13 protein-coding genes are annotated in these 15901 nt (G+C 49.0%); 2 read left to right on the top strand and 11 right to left on the bottom strand.

All coding sequences use genetic code 11. The annotated features are described in order from the left end of the window. Positions 1–30: 30 nt before the first annotated feature. The 3 genes from pstA to GT1_RS09345 all read right to left on the bottom strand — a co-directional run bounded on the left by pstA (position 31) and on the right by GT1_RS09345 (position 2818). Complete coding sequence (gene pstA / locus GT1_RS09355; protein WP_188398477.1) at positions 31–891, bottom strand: phosphate ABC transporter permease PstA; 861 nt, start codon at positions 889–891, stop codon at positions 31–33. Next, a complete protein-coding gene (pstC, locus tag GT1_RS09350; RefSeq protein WP_188398476.1) occupies positions 891–1784 on the bottom strand; it encodes a phosphate ABC transporter permease subunit PstC in 894 nt (297 codons plus the stop codon). Before pstC ends, pstA begins: the two co-directional genes overlap by 1 nt. 170 nt (positions 1785–1954) lie before the next feature. Beyond that, positions 1955–2818, bottom strand: coding sequence for a phosphate ABC transporter substrate-binding protein (locus tag GT1_RS09345; RefSeq protein WP_075752641.1), 864 nt, complete (start codon positions 2816–2818; stop codon positions 1955–1957). 335 nt (positions 2819–3153) lie between these two features. Between GT1_RS09345 and GT1_RS09340 the strand changes: the two genes are divergently transcribed. Continuing rightward, on the top strand, positions 3154–4944 hold the full coding sequence (locus GT1_RS09340; RefSeq protein WP_188398475.1) for an ATP-binding protein: 1791 nt from the start codon (positions 3154–3156) through the stop codon (positions 4942–4944). Positions 4945–5183: 239 nt separating this feature from the next. Here the strand turns inward: GT1_RS09340 and phoU are convergent, their stop codons facing one another. Together phoU and pstB are read right to left on the bottom strand one after the other, a co-directional pair. Continuing rightward, positions 5184–5840: a phosphate signaling complex protein PhoU gene (gene phoU / locus GT1_RS09335; RefSeq protein WP_188398474.1), complete on the bottom strand. Its 657-nt coding sequence runs from the start codon at positions 5838–5840 to the stop codon at positions 5184–5186. 14 nt (positions 5841–5854) lie between these two features. Next, a complete protein-coding gene (pstB, locus tag GT1_RS09330; RefSeq protein ID WP_075752635.1) occupies positions 5855–6610 on the bottom strand; it encodes a phosphate ABC transporter ATP-binding protein PstB in 756 nt (251 codons plus the stop codon). 402 nt (positions 6611–7012) lie between these two features. Between pstB and GT1_RS09325 the strand changes: the two genes are divergently transcribed. After that, positions 7013–7264: a hypothetical protein gene (locus tag GT1_RS09325; RefSeq protein ID WP_075752604.1), complete on the top strand. Its 252-nt coding sequence runs from the start codon at positions 7013–7015 to the stop codon at positions 7262–7264. 20 nt (positions 7265–7284) lie between these two features. Here GT1_RS09325 and GT1_RS09320 read toward each other — a convergent pair whose 3' ends face one another. The 6 genes from GT1_RS09320 to mfd form a co-directional block, all read right to left on the bottom strand. Continuing rightward, positions 7285–7977 carry a response regulator gene (locus GT1_RS09320; RefSeq protein WP_075752602.1) on the bottom strand — a complete coding sequence of 231 codons (693 nt, stop codon included), beginning with the start codon at positions 7975–7977 and terminating at the stop codon, positions 7285–7287. A 198-nt stretch (positions 7978–8175) separates the two neighbouring features. Next, entirely contained in the window at positions 8176–8451 is a 276-nt protein-coding gene (locus tag GT1_RS09315; protein ID WP_075752600.1) for an HU family DNA-binding protein, read from the bottom strand. A gap of 95 nt (positions 8452–8546) precedes the next feature. After that, positions 8547–10016, bottom strand: coding sequence for a nucleoside triphosphate pyrophosphohydrolase (gene mazG, locus GT1_RS09310; protein WP_075752598.1), 1470 nt, complete (start codon positions 10014–10016; stop codon positions 8547–8549). Between the two features lies 1 nt (position 10017). Next, a complete protein-coding gene (locus GT1_RS09305; protein WP_188398473.1) occupies positions 10018–11619 on the bottom strand; it encodes a polysaccharide biosynthesis protein in 1602 nt (533 codons plus the stop codon). A 166-nt stretch (positions 11620–11785) separates the two neighbouring features. Continuing rightward, the gene (gene spoVT / locus GT1_RS09300) at positions 11786–12352 is read right to left on the bottom strand and encodes a stage V sporulation protein T (protein WP_075752594.1); all 567 of its coding nucleotides are present in this window, start codon (positions 12350–12352) and stop codon (positions 11786–11788) included. 175 nt (positions 12353–12527) lie between these two features. Beyond that, a complete protein-coding gene (gene mfd, locus GT1_RS09295; RefSeq protein ID WP_188398513.1) occupies positions 12528–15827 on the bottom strand; it encodes a transcription-repair coupling factor in 3300 nt (1099 codons plus the stop codon). Between the last annotated feature and the right edge of the window lie 74 nt (positions 15828–15901).

Raw genomic sequence — 15901 nt, 5'->3', positions numbered from 1 at the left:
TTATCATTTCGGCAGCACTCACTTTGTGAATTAATGACCGCCGCCGTTGGCTTTGCGTTGGATATACTTGCTGGGCAAAGTAAACATGAGGTTAAAGATAAGAATGGTAATAATCAATAATGCACCGGTGCCGTCGGCAATAGCTACCCGGTCGGGGACCAGGCCCACCGCCATAACGTACCACATATGCACTGCCAGGGTTTCCCCGGCGGCCGTGACATTAAAATCAGGCAGTATCCGGGATACCGTGGTGCCGGCAGTAAATATCAGAATGGCCGTTTCACCTAACGTCCGGCCGGCGGAAAGCGTAATGCCGGTAATAATGCCAGGCAGGGCGTTCGGCAGTACTACCCGCCAGATGGTCTGCCATTTGGTAGCTCCCAATGCCAGGCTGGCCTCCCGGTAATGAGCAGGCACAGTCCGGATGGATTCCTCGGTTACCCGCACCAGTATCGGCAGGTTGAGTAGCATCAGGGTAAGTGCACCGCCGATAATACTAAAACCCATTCCCAGCATATTGACAAAGATAATCATGCCAAACAAGCCAAGAACAATCGAAGGCACGGTGGCCAAACTTTCGGTACTTAACCTAATCATATCTGTCAAACGGGTGTTGGCTGCATACTCGGCTAAATAAATGCCGGCGCCAACAGCTACCGGAATAGAAAATAACATACAAAGTCCCAGGATATAGAAGGAGTTGAAGAGCTGCGGCCCCACACCACCGCCGGCATAAATATCACTGGGCTTGCCGGTAATAAAATCCCAGGTTAGCACCGGCAGTCCTTTATACAGCATATATCCTAAAAAAACAATAAGTATGCCTAAAATAATAATCCCTGCCAGCCACATAATAGCGGTGGCTGCTTTATCCTGACTTTTTGCCGACATTATACCACCCTCCTGGCCGCAATCTGTCTAATAAGCAAGATCATAACAATCGAAAGGATCAGCAGCACCAGCGCCATTAAGAACAACGAATTGCCCCAGGCCGAACCAAAGGGTGTATTCCCCATTTCCACCACAATTTCGCTGGGCAGCGTCGACGTTGGCGTAAATAGCGACTTAGCCAATTGCGGTGTATTGCCAATGACCATCTGCACTGCCATGGTCTCGCCAATGGCTCTGGCCATGGCTAAAATAACAGCAGTCAAAATCCCCGGCAATGCGGACGGCAGCAGCACCTTCGTAATGGTTTGCCAGCGGGTGGCTCCCAACGCTAACGACGCCTCTTCCAGCGTCTTAGGCACTGCCCGGATGGCGTCTTCGGAAATGCTGATAATGGTAGGCAGAATCATTATGGAAAGAATAAGAGCGGCTGCAAACAAGCCAAACCCTGTATTTACCTGAAAAAACTCACGAATAAAGGGAACCAGGACTGTCAACCCGACATAACCGTAAACAACTGACGGAATGGCTACATACAAATCAGTAGCCGGCCGCATGATTTCCCTCAGCCAGTCAGGCGCGATTTTGGCCATAAAAATGGCTCCGGCCAATCCCAGCGGCGCCCCCAATAGCACGGCCAGCACGGTGACATACACTGAGCCGGCGATAAAGCTCAAAGCACCATATTGGTTTTCGGTCGGATCCCATTTGGCAGAAAAGAAAAATTCCATGGGGCTGACTTCCTTAAAAGTCATCAAGCCTTGCTGACCTACAAACACAATAATAGATATAATAATTATCGTCATAAGAAACGCACTGGCGATAAACAAATAGCGCACATATTTGTCATACATAAGTTTGAGTTGGTGGTCCCGATTGCTGGCGGTTGCAGCCATCTACAGTCACATCCTGTCTAAAAGAATAGTTCGTCTCAATTATACGCTATTATTGTGTCCTGTTTTGTTAATACAATGTTAAGTTTATGTTAAGGTTAGGGTAAATAAACAGTACAAGCCCTGAGCGGCAGCTCAGGGCTTGTACTGTTTATAGTAAAGGGGAGGGATATTTATTTCTTCATCTTAGTGACAGGAACAAAGCCGTTTTTCTCAGCATAGACATTTTGAAACTCCGGACTTGTCGCATAATCAATAAAGGCTTTTACCGCACCTGTGGGCTCGCCTTTGGTAAACATGCGGCCAAAGGTATATACCGGATATTTACCGTCAATTACATCATTGATACTAAATTTTACGCCATTATACGCCAGTGTTTTTACCGATTGGTCAGCATAAGCGGCATCCACATAACCGATAGCGCCCGGAGTGCTGGCAATGGCTGCACGGACTGCGCCGTTAGAATCCTGAATGACTGCGTTGTCGGTAAAAGCAGCGCCTTTCAGCACAATTTCAGCAATGGCACCGCGGGAACCGGAGGATTTGGCCCGGTGGATAATGGTGATTTTCTGGTCCTTACCGCCTACCTCTTTCCAGTTGGACACTTTACCGGTAAAGATATCCACATATTGCTGCTGGGTCAAATTATCCACACTTACATCGGTATTAGTAATGAAGACAAAGGGGATACCTACCAGTTTGGTTTCAACAAGGCCTTTATCTTTTAAGCTGTCCTGCAAGGGCACATCAGAGTTGCCGATAGTAACAGAACCTGCCGCTACCTGATTTTGACCGGTAAAAGAACCACCGCCGGCAATATTCACGGTAACCTTAGGATTTTTGTTCTGGAACTCTTCCTGAGCCGGTTTTAGTAACGGTAGCAGCGCCGTCGAGCCTGACGCAGTAACAGTACCCGACAATTCTCCTTGTGCCGGAGCATTTTTCGGTGTTTCTTTCTGACCGCCACAGCCGGCCACTAAACTTACGCCCAACATCATAGCCAATGCGCCTGCTAACAGTTTTTTCGACAGTTTCATAGTTGTTCTATTTCCTCCTTAACGTTTGTACGGTTTTCGCATCTTTATTGTAATTCATTTAAACAAGCCTTGTGTTAAGGAAATGTTAAGGGAATGTTAAAGAAAACACGGCTTGTGCCGAGCCTCTGGCGACGGCGGAAGTCGATGTTGCCCTTATCCTGCTTTTAAGAAAGTTATACTTTCTGTTAGGATAAAGAAAGCCAGGTAGCTTTTAGAAACCATTTACGGTATATTGTTACTATATACCAGGTCATCTTCCACTCCACCGGCAAAAGCCGCAGTCTTAAGCCAAGGAAACACCCATTTAAAAATCCCTTCAGGGAGGTAACACGCATATGTTTGCCCGCAATCTCCGCAATCGTCTGGTTATGCTGTTTTTACTGATTGTTCTCTTTACATTGACGGCGCTTGGCAGCTATATCCTATGGTTTTTCTATCAGCACAACATTGCCAGTCTTAACGCCGCCATGCTCAGCCAGGGAAAAATTATTGAAGAACTCATTTACCGTGATATGTCCGGTCCCATCCAAAAAGCCCAGATCGATGAAAAGATAAAAGAGCTGAGTTCCCGGATTGACTTAAGGGTTACTATTATTGACGCTGGCGGCACTGTCATAGCCGATTCTGAACAGAATCCCGCACTCCTGGAAAACCACGGCGACCGTCCCGAAGTAGCCGCAGCTTTGTCCGGCGGCAACAGCTATAACATCCGGACAAGCGCTACGCAGGAGAAGTCTCTGCTCTATGTTTCCACTCCGATTTTTTACCAAAACGAAATTACCGGTGTGGTACGGGTAGCTATGCCGCTTGACCATATTGATGCCGGCTACCGGAAAATATTATCCGTCCTCCTGGCCGCCGCCCTCTTAACTTCAGCTGTCGCCATACTCTTCAGTTTGGCCTTTGCCTATCGGTATACCCGCCCGCTGGAACAAATCATCCATACAGCCAACACCATTGCCGGCGGCGATTTGAGTAAACGGGTGTTCATAAAAACAGGCGATGAACTGGAGATACTGGCCCATAGTATTAACAATCTCACCTCCAGCCTGGAGGACAAGGTCAATGATATGATTGCCCAAAATCACAAACTGGAGCTGATTCTCCAAAACATGGGGGATGCAGTTATCTTGCTTGACAGGTTTGGCAAGGTCACTACTGCCAACAAAACAGCCATGGTTATCTTTGGGATAACCGACCAAATGCTGGGGCAGCACAATATTCAGGTTATCGGCAATAGTCTGCTCAATAAAGCAATCCAGACTACGCTGCAAGAAAACCAAAGCAGGATTATCGACTTAAAAACCAATATTCATGCTAAAAAGCGGGTATTCCAGGTCTTCCTGGCTCCCATTACCGGCAGCGAAAATGATATTGGCGGCGTATTATCTGTGTTTCATGACATAACCACCCTCCAGGAAATTCATGACCGCCAGGCCGATTTTGTTACCAACGCCTCCCACGAACTGGCCACACCGCTCACTGCCATCAAAGGCTTTGCCGAAACGCTGTTAGACGGCGCACTGGAACAGCCTGAACTGAGCGAAAAATTTATCCGGATCATCCATGACGAAGCCGACCGGATGCACCGTCTGATTAATGATTTGCTCAAACTGGCCCGGCTGAGTGCCCAGGAATACCGCGAACAAATCCATTTAGAAGCTGTAGCCATCCTGCCGGTACTGACGGCGGCCAAACAAGATCTGTCTCCCCGGTGGCAGCAAAAAAATCAAACCGTTATCTTAAAATGCAAACAGGAGGGGCTTACTGCCCTGGCTCATCCCGACTGGCTGAAGCAGGTGATTGTTAACTTGCTGGAAAACAGTATTAAGTATACCCCGGAAGCCGGCAAAATACAGCTCACCTGCTGGCAGACAGACAGTCAGATCAAAATTGCTGTCCAGGATTCCGGCATCGGCATTCCGGCTAAAGACCTGCCGCTCATTTTTGACCGGTTCTACCGGGTAGACAAAGCGCGCACCCGTACCGCCGGCGGCACCGGTCTCGGGCTGGCCATCGCTAAGTTTATTGTGGAAATGTTGGGCGGACACATTGAGGTGGAAAGTAAGGTGGATGTGGGGACGGTATTCACCATCTCCCTCCCCTTAAGCAAAAACCGTCCATAGCGCCCCATCTGCTTCATTGCTCCTGCGGGCGTTCCCTCCGACGTACTTCCCAGTACGACTACGGTCACGTCCTCGTCGCGCCTCGCAGCTGGGGCACTCTGAACGGTTTTCGGCCCGGTGCCGGCAAAAAGGGACGATGGGATGACGGATTCGTTTCAGCAGAGCGAAACATCAGGAGAAAACATAAACGGGATTGTCGCACTGTGCTGGTGCGGCAATCCCGTTTGCTGTTTATAAACCTATTTTTTTCTCCGGCGCTGGCCTGTTACCAGATAGATGGTCCACTCGGCAATATTGGTGGCGTGGTCGGCCACCCGCTCCAGGTATCTGGCGACAAAAATAAGCTGAGTGGCCTGGGTAATGGTCCTGGGATCTTCCATCATATAGGTCAACAGTTCCCTGAATACCTGATGGTAGATGTTATCAACCTCATCATCGTTCAGGCACACTTGCTCTGCCAGGGTAATGTCCAAGGTTATATACGCATCCAGCGCATCTTTCAGCATTTTCTGAGACATCTGCGCCATGCGGGGAATATCCACCAGCGGCTTGATCAACGGCTGGTTAGCCATATCCAGGGCTATTTTAGCAATATCATAGGCGTGATCGCCCATACGCTCCAAATCGGTGGTGATTTTAAGTCCTGTGCCGATAATCCTGAGATCACGGGCAATAGGCTGCTGTCTGGCAATTAAGACCATGCATTTGTCTTCAATGTCTATTTCCATTTGGTCAATTTCGTCATCATAATCCATAACCCGTCCAGCCAATTCAGCATCCTGCCGGGCCAGCGAATTCACTGCATCATCAATAGCCCCCGCAACCGCCATGCCCATAGTTAACAGGCTCTGGCGCAGCTGTTCCAGTTCCTGATCATAATTATGCCTTATTGTCATATTGTTCTTCCTCCTTAGCCAAAGCGCCCGGTAATATAATCTTCGGTTCGCTTATCCTGCGGACGGGTAAAGATGGTATCGGTTCGATCATATTCCACCAAATCACCATTCAGGAAAAAACCGGTATAATCAGAGACCCGGGCTGCCTGCTGCATATTGTGGGTAACCATAACAATGGTATAGCTTGTTTTAAGCGCAGTAACCAATTCTTCGATCTTCATGGTGGAAATGGGGTCAAGCGCCGAACAGGGCTCGTCCATCAACAGTACTTCCGGTTCTACGGCCAGTAACCGGGCAATGCACAGCCGTTGCTGCTGACCGCCGGACAAACCCATAGCCGATGTATGCAGACGGTCTTTGACTTCGTCCCATAGCGCCGAACCTGTAAGGCTCTTTTCCACAATCTCATCAAGCACAGTCCGGCTGGTTTGTCCGTGAATGCGCGGGCCATAGGCAATATTATCGTAAATAGACATAGGAAACGGATTGGGACGCTGAAACACCATCCCGACCCGTTTTCTCAGCATAACGGTATCCACTTTGGGATGATATATATTCTCGCCGTCAAGCAGTACTTCGCCCTCGATTTTCACACCCTCAATCAAATCATTCATCCGGTTGAGAGTTTTGAGAAAAGTGGATTTGCCGCAGCCTGACGGGCCGATAAGAGCCAGCACACTGTTTTTTGCAATAGCAATAGAAATTTTTTTAAGGGCCAGGACCTCTCCATAGTATAGCTTGAGTTTATTCACCTGGATTTTATATGTCATAAGCCAGTCTAGCCTCCTGTAGTTTCTCATATGCACTATAACATAAAAGCAGCAGCGCGAATGTTAATATCTTGTTAAGTTTTTCTTAATTTTTATGAGTAACTATGTCCAGCAATACCTGCAATTCCGCACGCAGGCTTATCGTTTATTATAAGTTAAAACAGCTAAGCAATAACCGGGCCATCATGCCGGATTTTTTTTCCTGGGCAGTTCCCTCTTTTTATTGTCATAGTATAACCATTTCTAACATAATTTCATAAAGAAAACACGGCTTGCACTGAGCCTTGGACAACGGTCTGCAGGAAAATAAAATGAGACTTAGTTTCAGTCAGGATTTTAACCCGGCTGAAGCCAGTCTCGCACAAAACCAACAAAATCCTATTCACCAGGAGGGTTGCCTGTATGAAGTCCAACGATACCGCGCCTGCCTGTCCTGAGCTAAATCCTGAGCAATTGGAAAAAAAGGCAAAAAGGCTGGCCAAATCCCACAATGTAACGATTGCCGCCGGTAACGCAGTGGTATTGTTTACCATGTTCGTACTGGAAGAAATCCTTGAGCAACTGCTCCTGGACCCAATTACCAATCTTACCAGCATCCTCGCGTTGGCCGATATTATTGCTAATTTAAACGCCAGCATCAACCTTGACCCGTAACAACCGTCCGGTAAATACTGCTACAAGTCTTTAAAGCGGTAACCAACACCGCGCACTGTTTCAATCGCCTCAGCCACTTCATTATCTTGCCCCAGCTTGACTCGCAAATGCCGCACATGCACATCCACCGTCCGGGTATCGCCGAAGTATTCGTAGCCCCATACCTTTTCCAGCAACTGCTCTCTGGTAAATACTTTACCGGTATTGGTTACAAACAGTTTGAGCATTTCATATTCCTTCGGTGTAAGCTCAAGCTTAACCGTCCCTAAATACGCTTCATAACGGCTAAAATTGAGCTTCAACTTACCTATGACCAATTCGCCGCCGGCAACATTGTCCTTGTGGCTGCGGCGCAGCACTGCCTTAATTCTGGCCACAAGCTCCCGCGGACTGAACGGCTTTGTCAGATAGTCATCTGCGCCTAACTCCAGCCCAAGGATTTTATCAATTTCCTCATTCTTGGCAGTCAGCATAATGATGGGAATGGCTGCCGTTTCGCGGGAGTTTTTGATTATCCGGCATACCTCCAGACCGTCCATACCAGGCAGCATCAGATCCAGTACGACAAGATCAGGCTGCTCTGCTTTTGTCACAGCCACCGCCGTCTGGCCATTGTCTGCCTCAAGAACCTTATAGCCTGCCTTCTCCACATTGAACTTTATAAGTTCGCGAATGTTAAGCTCATCATCAATAACCAAAATTTTGCCTGCCATGAATGTATTACTCCTCACTTTTTATTTGAATCGGTGAGTCAGGAGGCTGCCGCACAGGCACCGTCAGTTCTGCTGCCATAAACGCTCCGGCCGCCCCCTGCTGTTTCAGCTCGGCTGCAACAAGTGCACACGTATTACCAGAGTAAGCAAAAACCAGGTTTTTAAACCTGGTTTATTGTCATCTTGTCCACTTTTGAATTACGCGTTTACAGCATCCTTCAGACCTTTACCTGCTTTGAACACAGGATTTTTGGAAGCGGGAATAGTAATTTCCTTGCCGGTCTGAGGATTACGTCCTTTACGCTCCTCACGGGTTTTCACTTCGAAAGTACCAAATCCAATGATTTGTACTTTATCATCGTTGGCTAAAGCTTCTTCTACAGCGGCAAATACAGCATTGATAGCTTTCTCTGCGTCTTTCTGAGTCATATCAGCCTTTTGAGCCACTGCTTTGACAAGGTCGGTTTTATTCACAATCTTGCTCCCCCTAACGTAAATCGATTACGAATAGCTTTATTCGCTATGGATTTTTTTATTCCTGCCAATAATAAAAAAAATGGTAAAAAAACTCATTCTTTTGCTTCTTTTTCTTTAGCTTCCTCCCATAAAACATCCAATCCGGCCAAATCCATGTCTTCCCAGCGGCGATTTTGGGCTGCAAGTGCCGCTTCAATGTGGCTGAACCGCCGGCGGAATTTATTGTTGGCAGCGTTTAGCGCCGTTTCCGGCTCAATCCCCATAAACCGGGCCAGGTTAACAACAGCAAACAGGACATCGCCCAATTCGTCTTCGGCCCGTTGACTGCGCCGAGGTTCAGGCAAGGCTACTGCTTCCCTCAATTCTGAGAGCTCCTCGGCCACCTTGTCCCACACCGGGCCAATATCTGCCCAGTCAAAACCGACTTTGGCGGCTTTGGCCTGCAATTTGAAAGCAGCCATCAGGCTGGGCAGACCAATCGGGATACCGTCAAGCACGTTAGTTCGCTCCCCGGCCTTCTCCCGCTTTTTAATTTTGTCCCAGTTGACGACAACCTCGGCAGCATCCCTCACAGTAATTTCACCAAATACATGGGGATGACGACGAACCATCTTTTCCGTCACCGTATCCACCACATCCTGCATGGTGAACCCACCGCTTTCTTCGGCAACACGGGCATGGAAAACAATTTGGAGCAGTAAGTCGCCGAGTTCTTCGCATAACTTGACCCCATCGGCCAGTTCAATGGCCTCCAGCACCTCATAAACTTCCTCGACAATATAGCGGCGCAAACTCAAATGGGTCTGCTCAATGTCCCAGACACAACCGCCAGGCGAACGCAGGCGCGCCATGACATCAACCACCGGATCAAGGGAAAAAACCTTGCTTCTGGCCTGACGCGGCGGCACATACACACTGGTAAGATGGTCAATAACCGGCAAACGGTCAAGCTCAAACAGCATAACTTTGACAATTTCCTCATCAGGCAAGCCTAAATTGCGGACAACCGTCACCTGGTACTCATCCCCGAAATAATCCATCAGCGTCAGTTTAGCCTCTGAGGCTACCTGACGGCTGTACACCTGCGTAATGATCAGACCGGTGGCAAGATCGGGCGGCAGCGCGGCTAAATCCGCGGCATCCACAATAGTTACACCGGTAATCGGGTCAACTCCCAGCCTGGTGTACAGCACTTCCAGAAAACTCATAGCCGGAATAATGGTAAGGCTGATACCGGCGGCTTTCGCCTGGGAACTGATTAGCTCTACCGTTTTTTCCGCCACCAATGGGCTGCCGGGCACGGCATAAACAATTTTCTCACCCCGCCTGGCCTCAGCAATTACCTTGTCGGCTATTTGCCGGTAAAGGCTGGCGAAATCCTCAGCCTGCTCATACAGATGGTCAAAAGCAGTAAATCCAAGACCCCTGGCTTTAAGCACCTCCACACAAGGGTGTTTTTCTGTACGCAGCAGCAATGTGCCTGCACCTGTTAGGATATCCCAAGTTTCCAGAGTTATGTGTTTAAAGCTGCCAGGCCCCAGGCCAACAATCGTAACTCCCATATTATCGCCTCAACAATCGTAATTTAATCAAAAGAGCTGCCAGCGGCTCTCCGATACGGGGCAGTTGCTCAATATCACGGGCCTGCACCCCGCCGACCAGCAGAAACACAGTACCAAACACAGTGCCGCCGGCTGCAATCGCCCCGATAGTAGCCACCGTATTGCGAAGAGTATAGCTCATCAGAGCATCATAGGCCAGCAATACGACAGCCCCCATGACGGCTGAGGCCGCAATGGCCTTAACCGTATCCTTGATATCCAGACTGAAACCGGTATAGCGGTATACAAAAAACATATTTAGGAGCGCCGCCACACCAAAATCGGCCACCGTAGCCCAGGCAGCCCCCATGATGCCCAGTGCAGGCATCGCGGTAAGCAGCCAGCTCATAATAACCTTGACCACAGCCGAAAGCGCCATATTAATAACCGGAATAGCGGTATGTCCCAAGCCCTGCAGTACACCGGTGGTTACCTGGTGGACACCCAGCAGGAAAATACCTATCGACAGAATGGCAATAGAGGTACCGGCATTAGGTGTACCGTAAAGCATCAGTGAAATAGGCGTGGCTAATAGGCCCATACCAATAAAACTGGGAATGGTAATCATATTTGAAATACGCATAGCCGTCGCCGTACGCTGATAAATCAGTTGCTTATTGCCGAGCGTGAAGGCCTCCGACACCGCCGGCACCAGGCTGGCGGCCAGGGAAGCTGTTAAAATTGTCGCCAGATTAACCAGCGGTACTGCCATCCCGGTCAAATAGCCAAACAGTTCGGTGGCCTGCTCGACAGAATAACCGGCTACTTCCAGCCGGGCAGGAACAATTAAGAGATCAATGCTGGCCACCACCGGCAGCATGATATTGGCCAGCGATACCGGCAGTGCCAGTTTTACAATCCGGCTGATAATACTGACACTGGTTTCCTGGATAATTTGCGGCTGGGTCTCCATCTGATGTTTAAAGCCAGGCTTGTGTTTCCAATAAAAATACAAGAGCACCAAAAGACCGGCAGCAGCCCCCGGACCGGCTCCGAAACTGGCGCCGGCAGCGGCAAACTCGAGACCGTGCGGCAACAGGATATAGGCAAAAGCAATCATGGTAATAACCCGGAGCAACTGCTCGAAAATCTGGGAAACAGCAGTCGGTGTCATCATTTGCAGCCCCTGGAAATAACCACGGTAGCTTGACAATACCGTGACAAAAAAGATAGCAGGGGCCAGCGCCGCGATAGCATAATAAGCCCGGGGATCACGGACAAAATGATGTTCTATCAGCCAGCCGGCGCCAAAGTATAGGAGAAAGGTAAATAAAAGACCGGTAGCCGCCAGTACGCCCAGCGAAATACGAAATACGCGGTTGGCACCGCGATAATCACTCAAAGCGATTTTTTCAGCCACAATAATGGAAATAGCCACCGGTATGCCGGCCGAAGAAACGCTGAGTGCCAATAAGTAAATAGGATACGCCATCTGATACAGGCCTATCCCTTCGCCGCCCAACAGCCGGGACAGCAGAATGCGGTTAACTGAACCGATAATTTTTACAATAATACCGGCCACAGTCAGGATAAATGCGCCTTTTAAAAATGTATCTTTACTCAACCGAGTCAGTCCTCTCCAAATTTTGCCTAATTGGCCACTTTTACTATTATAGCAAAATCTCACTACCAATAAAACAGAAATGTAACAGGTAAAAAATAATATAAAAGTAGCGAACTTAACAGAATTGTTATTGTCCGCTACTTACGCCATGTAATGGTGTGTAATATTATTGAGCCATTTGTTTTGCCAGGAAGCCTGCGGCTGTTTCGGCTAATTTAACCTCCATGTCCGCCATTTGTGCGCCAGGCTCTTTGGAACAGATTAGAACAGCACCGATGGCATCACCTTCAACAATAATAGGGGCAATGACCTCTACTGTGAATTTGCAGGGTTGATCATCCTCACATTGAGATGCGCAGCCTTTACAATGCTTATACTCGCCTGGATTGGTAATAAGAACGGTTTTGCGCTCTTCCATTACCTTCTCAACAGCCGGCCCAAGGGGTTTGTTTAAAAACTCCTTTTTGGAAGCCCCGGCAACAGCTACGACGTTATCGCGGTCAGCAATGAGTACAATGTGACCAATGGCTTCAAATAGTGAATCCGCATATTCTTTGGCAAAATCCCCCAGTTCACCGACAGGAGAGTATTTTTTTAGAATTACCTCACCCTCACGATCAACATATATCTCGAGTGGATCCCCTTCGCGAATTCTTAAGGTTCGTCTGATTTCTTTTGGTATTACAACCCGGCCTAAATCATCAATTCTGCGTACAATTCCGGTTGCTTTCACCAATATCCCCCTTTCTGCAGCTTACGTCAACTAGTGTAATACGGAAACAATTGCAACAGACAAATCGAAGCCAAACAAACACATTCACTGGCAAATACTTAATCCTTCATTGATAGTAGTATATATCCGGCCAATAGGTTTTATTCATTTTTCTGGGTCACTTACAAGAGATAAATTAACATTTTTTTACATAATCCAAGCCAGCCAAAGTGGAAAATAATTTGATCAGCGCATCCGGGATAGCCACGGTAAGGCGGGAAGTAGACAGACGCATGGTTTCAGGCGGGCCGGGCAGGAAGGCCAGTTTGCCGGGAAAAAGATTTTTGGCACTCACTAGACCATCCTCAGCTATCTGTGGATTATCACCAAAGGTAATCTCCACCCGGTTATTTTGCTCAGCAATGGAGCGAACCCCGAGCCGCCGGGCCAGGTTCTTAATCCTGGCGACAGCAAGTAAATTGCTTACCGGCAGCGACGGCTCGCCAAAGCGGTCAATCAGCTCATCAATCAGTTCCGTCAAATGCGACTCCTGACGCACGGCGGCAATACGCTGGTATATTTCAATTTTATGCATGGCATCACCGATATAGTCGCCGGTCAGATAGGCATCGATATTAAGTTCAATGGTTGGCTCCGGCGGCGGGACAAACACCTTGCCGGTTTTGAGTTCTGCGACCGCCTCATCCAGCAAACGGCAATACATTTCAAAACCAACGCTGACAATATGCCCGTGCTGTTCACGGCCCAAAATATTGCCTGCGCCTCTAATCTCCAGATCCCGCATGGCAATTTTAAAACCTGAACCCAGTTCGGCAAACTCTTTGATGGCCTGCAGCCGTTTTTCGGCAACCTCTGTGAGCACTTTGTCCCGCCGGTAAGTAAAGTAAGCATAAGCCATCCGGTGCGAGCGGCCAACCCGCCCGCGCATTTGATACAATTGGGACAGGCCAAAATGATCGGCATCATAGATAATAATCGTATTGGCATTCGGTACATCCAAACCGTTTTCAATAATACTGGTGCAAATCAGGACATCGTCCCGGCCTTCGTAAAAGTCAAGCATAACCTGTTCCAACAGCTCTTCCGGCATTTGGCCGTGCGCTGTTTTAATCGTGGCATCTGGCAGAATTTCGCTTAGCCGCTGGCGTACTTTATCAATAGTCTGCACCCGGTTATAGACAAAATATACCTGTCCGCCGCGCTTCAGTTCCCGGACGATAGCCTCACGGATAATTTCCTCATTATATTCGACAACATAGCTTTGCACCGGAAAACGCTCTTCCGGCGGAGTTTCAATAATGCTCATATCCCGTGCACCTACCAGCGACATATGGAGAGTGCGCGGGATGGGCGTGGCACTTAAGGTAAGCACATCCAGATTGGCCCGCCAGCGTTTCATCTTTTCCTTTTGGGCAACACCAAACCGTTGTTCTTCATCCACAATTAAGAGCCCTAAATCTTTAAACACCACATCGGACTGCAAAATACGATGGGTGCCGATAAGCACATCCACCTGGCCAAGAGCCAGTTTTTGCAAGGTGGCCTTTTGTTCTCTGGCACTGCGAAAACGGCTGACAACATCAACGCTTGTGCCAAACTCGGCAAAGCGGGCGCTGAAGGTCTGATAATGCTGCTGGGCAAGCACGGTTGTCGGCACCAGGACGGCTACCTGTTTTCCGCCCATAACAGCCTTAAAGGCGGCGCGTATGGCCACCTCAGTCTTGCCAAAGCCGACATCGCCGCATAACAGGCGATCCATCGGCCGCGGCTGTTCCATATCGTGTTTGACTTCAGCAATGGCTTGCAGTTGGTCTGGTGTCTCCTCATAAGGGAAGGTATCCTCAAACTCCCCTTGCCAGGGAGTATCCGGCTGAAAAGCATGCCCCACCTGCAATTGACGCTGGGCGTAAAGTTCGATCAGCTCTTTGGCCATATCGGCCACGGCGGCTTTGGCCTTGGTCTTGACCTTTAGCCAGTCGCTGCCGCCCATTTTGCTGAGACGCGGCACCTCACCCTCGGCGCCAATGTATTTCTGCAACAGCCCCACCTGGTCTGTCGGCACATACAGTTTGTCATCACCGGCATAGCGAATGTAGAGATAATCCTTATGTACGCCGCCCACTTCGAGCGTCTCAACCCCGACGTATTTGCCAATACCGTGATTGACATGCACCACATAGTCGCCAAGGTTAATATCACGAAAATAATTAATCTGCTGGTCTTTCCCCACCCGGGGCCGGCGTCTGCGCTTCTGCCGTCCGAAAATATCAAGCTCGGTCAGCACCACCAGCCTGGCCTGGGGTAATTCAAAGCCGCCTGACAGCGTACCTGTTGATACAACAACAGCGCCCGGAATCAGCGGCATGGGACCCGGCGGCGCTATAATAGTGGTAATCCCCTCTTGGGTCAGGTTCTGCTGGATATTGGCGGCCTTATCCTGACTGGGCATAAATAAAGCAATACTGTATTTCTTATCCTGCCAGCCTTTGATTTCGTCAATTAGCATATCAATCTGACGATGAAACGGGGCAATGCCTTTGGCTGTTATGCTGATAATCTCTGTTGGCTGGGTGTTAGGGATTTTTTGCAGCAACAGCGACAAATATACGGCATTATAGGCCTGGCAGGCAGCGGCGAATTCAGTCCAGCCCACTACCCGGCGTTTAATATCCGGGTTTTCCTTAACCAGTTTGGCCATCTGCTCCCTGAGCCGCGCCGGTTCGTCCAGCACAATAGTGGCCCCTGCCGGCAGATAGGAGACAAACACGGCCGGTTTGCCGCTTAGCTCCTGTTCGGTTAATGGCATGATGTCGGCCAGTTCCAGATCCTGTACCGAACGCTGGCTGACAGGTTCAAATTCACGCAGAGAATCTATTTCGTCCCCAAATAACTCAAGCCGGAGCGGCAGACTCCGGTTAACAGCAAAAATATCAATAATCCCGCCGCGGATGCTAAACTGTGCGGCACCGTCCACTTGATCCACCCGCTCATAACCAAACTCCACCAGCGAATGAATCAGTTCCTCCCGGTTAATGAGGTCGCCGCTACTGATCGTAAGACGGCTGTTTAAAAACTCCTGTTTGGGTATAACCTTTTGCATGGCGGCTTCGGCGGTAGCCAGAACAATGATTTTTTCTCCCCGTACCATACGGTTCAAAACATCCATACGTTTGGCTGCCAACTCAACACTTTTGGCAGCTGCCGCAAAGGTTACAATATCTGCAGCCGGTAGCTCGACTACCGGCACCTCAGGCAACAGCGCGGCAAAATCGGTTCGGAAGGTTTCTGCGGCTTCATGACCGGCGGTTATAATAATGGTCGGCCGGACTGCAGCCTGAAAGGCGGCCGCTATCAGCACACTTTTTTGCGAACCGGTGACGCCATATAGCAGACTCTGAGCATTTTCCGCCGTAAATGCCGCCTGCGCCTGCCTTAGCGCCTTATCCTCATATAAAGATGCAAATAACGTCAGCATCGTTTTCTCTCCCATACTAAAAACCTCATTGATGGTAGTTATCCCATAAATGGAGACTTGATTCAGATAGAGTT

This window comes from Sporomusa sp. GT1, assembly GCF_014634905.1.
Classification (GTDB): Bacteria; Bacillota; Negativicutes; order Sporomusales; family Sporomusaceae; genus Sporomusa; species Sporomusa sphaeroides.
This window is presented reverse-complemented; position numbering and strand designations above follow the sequence as displayed.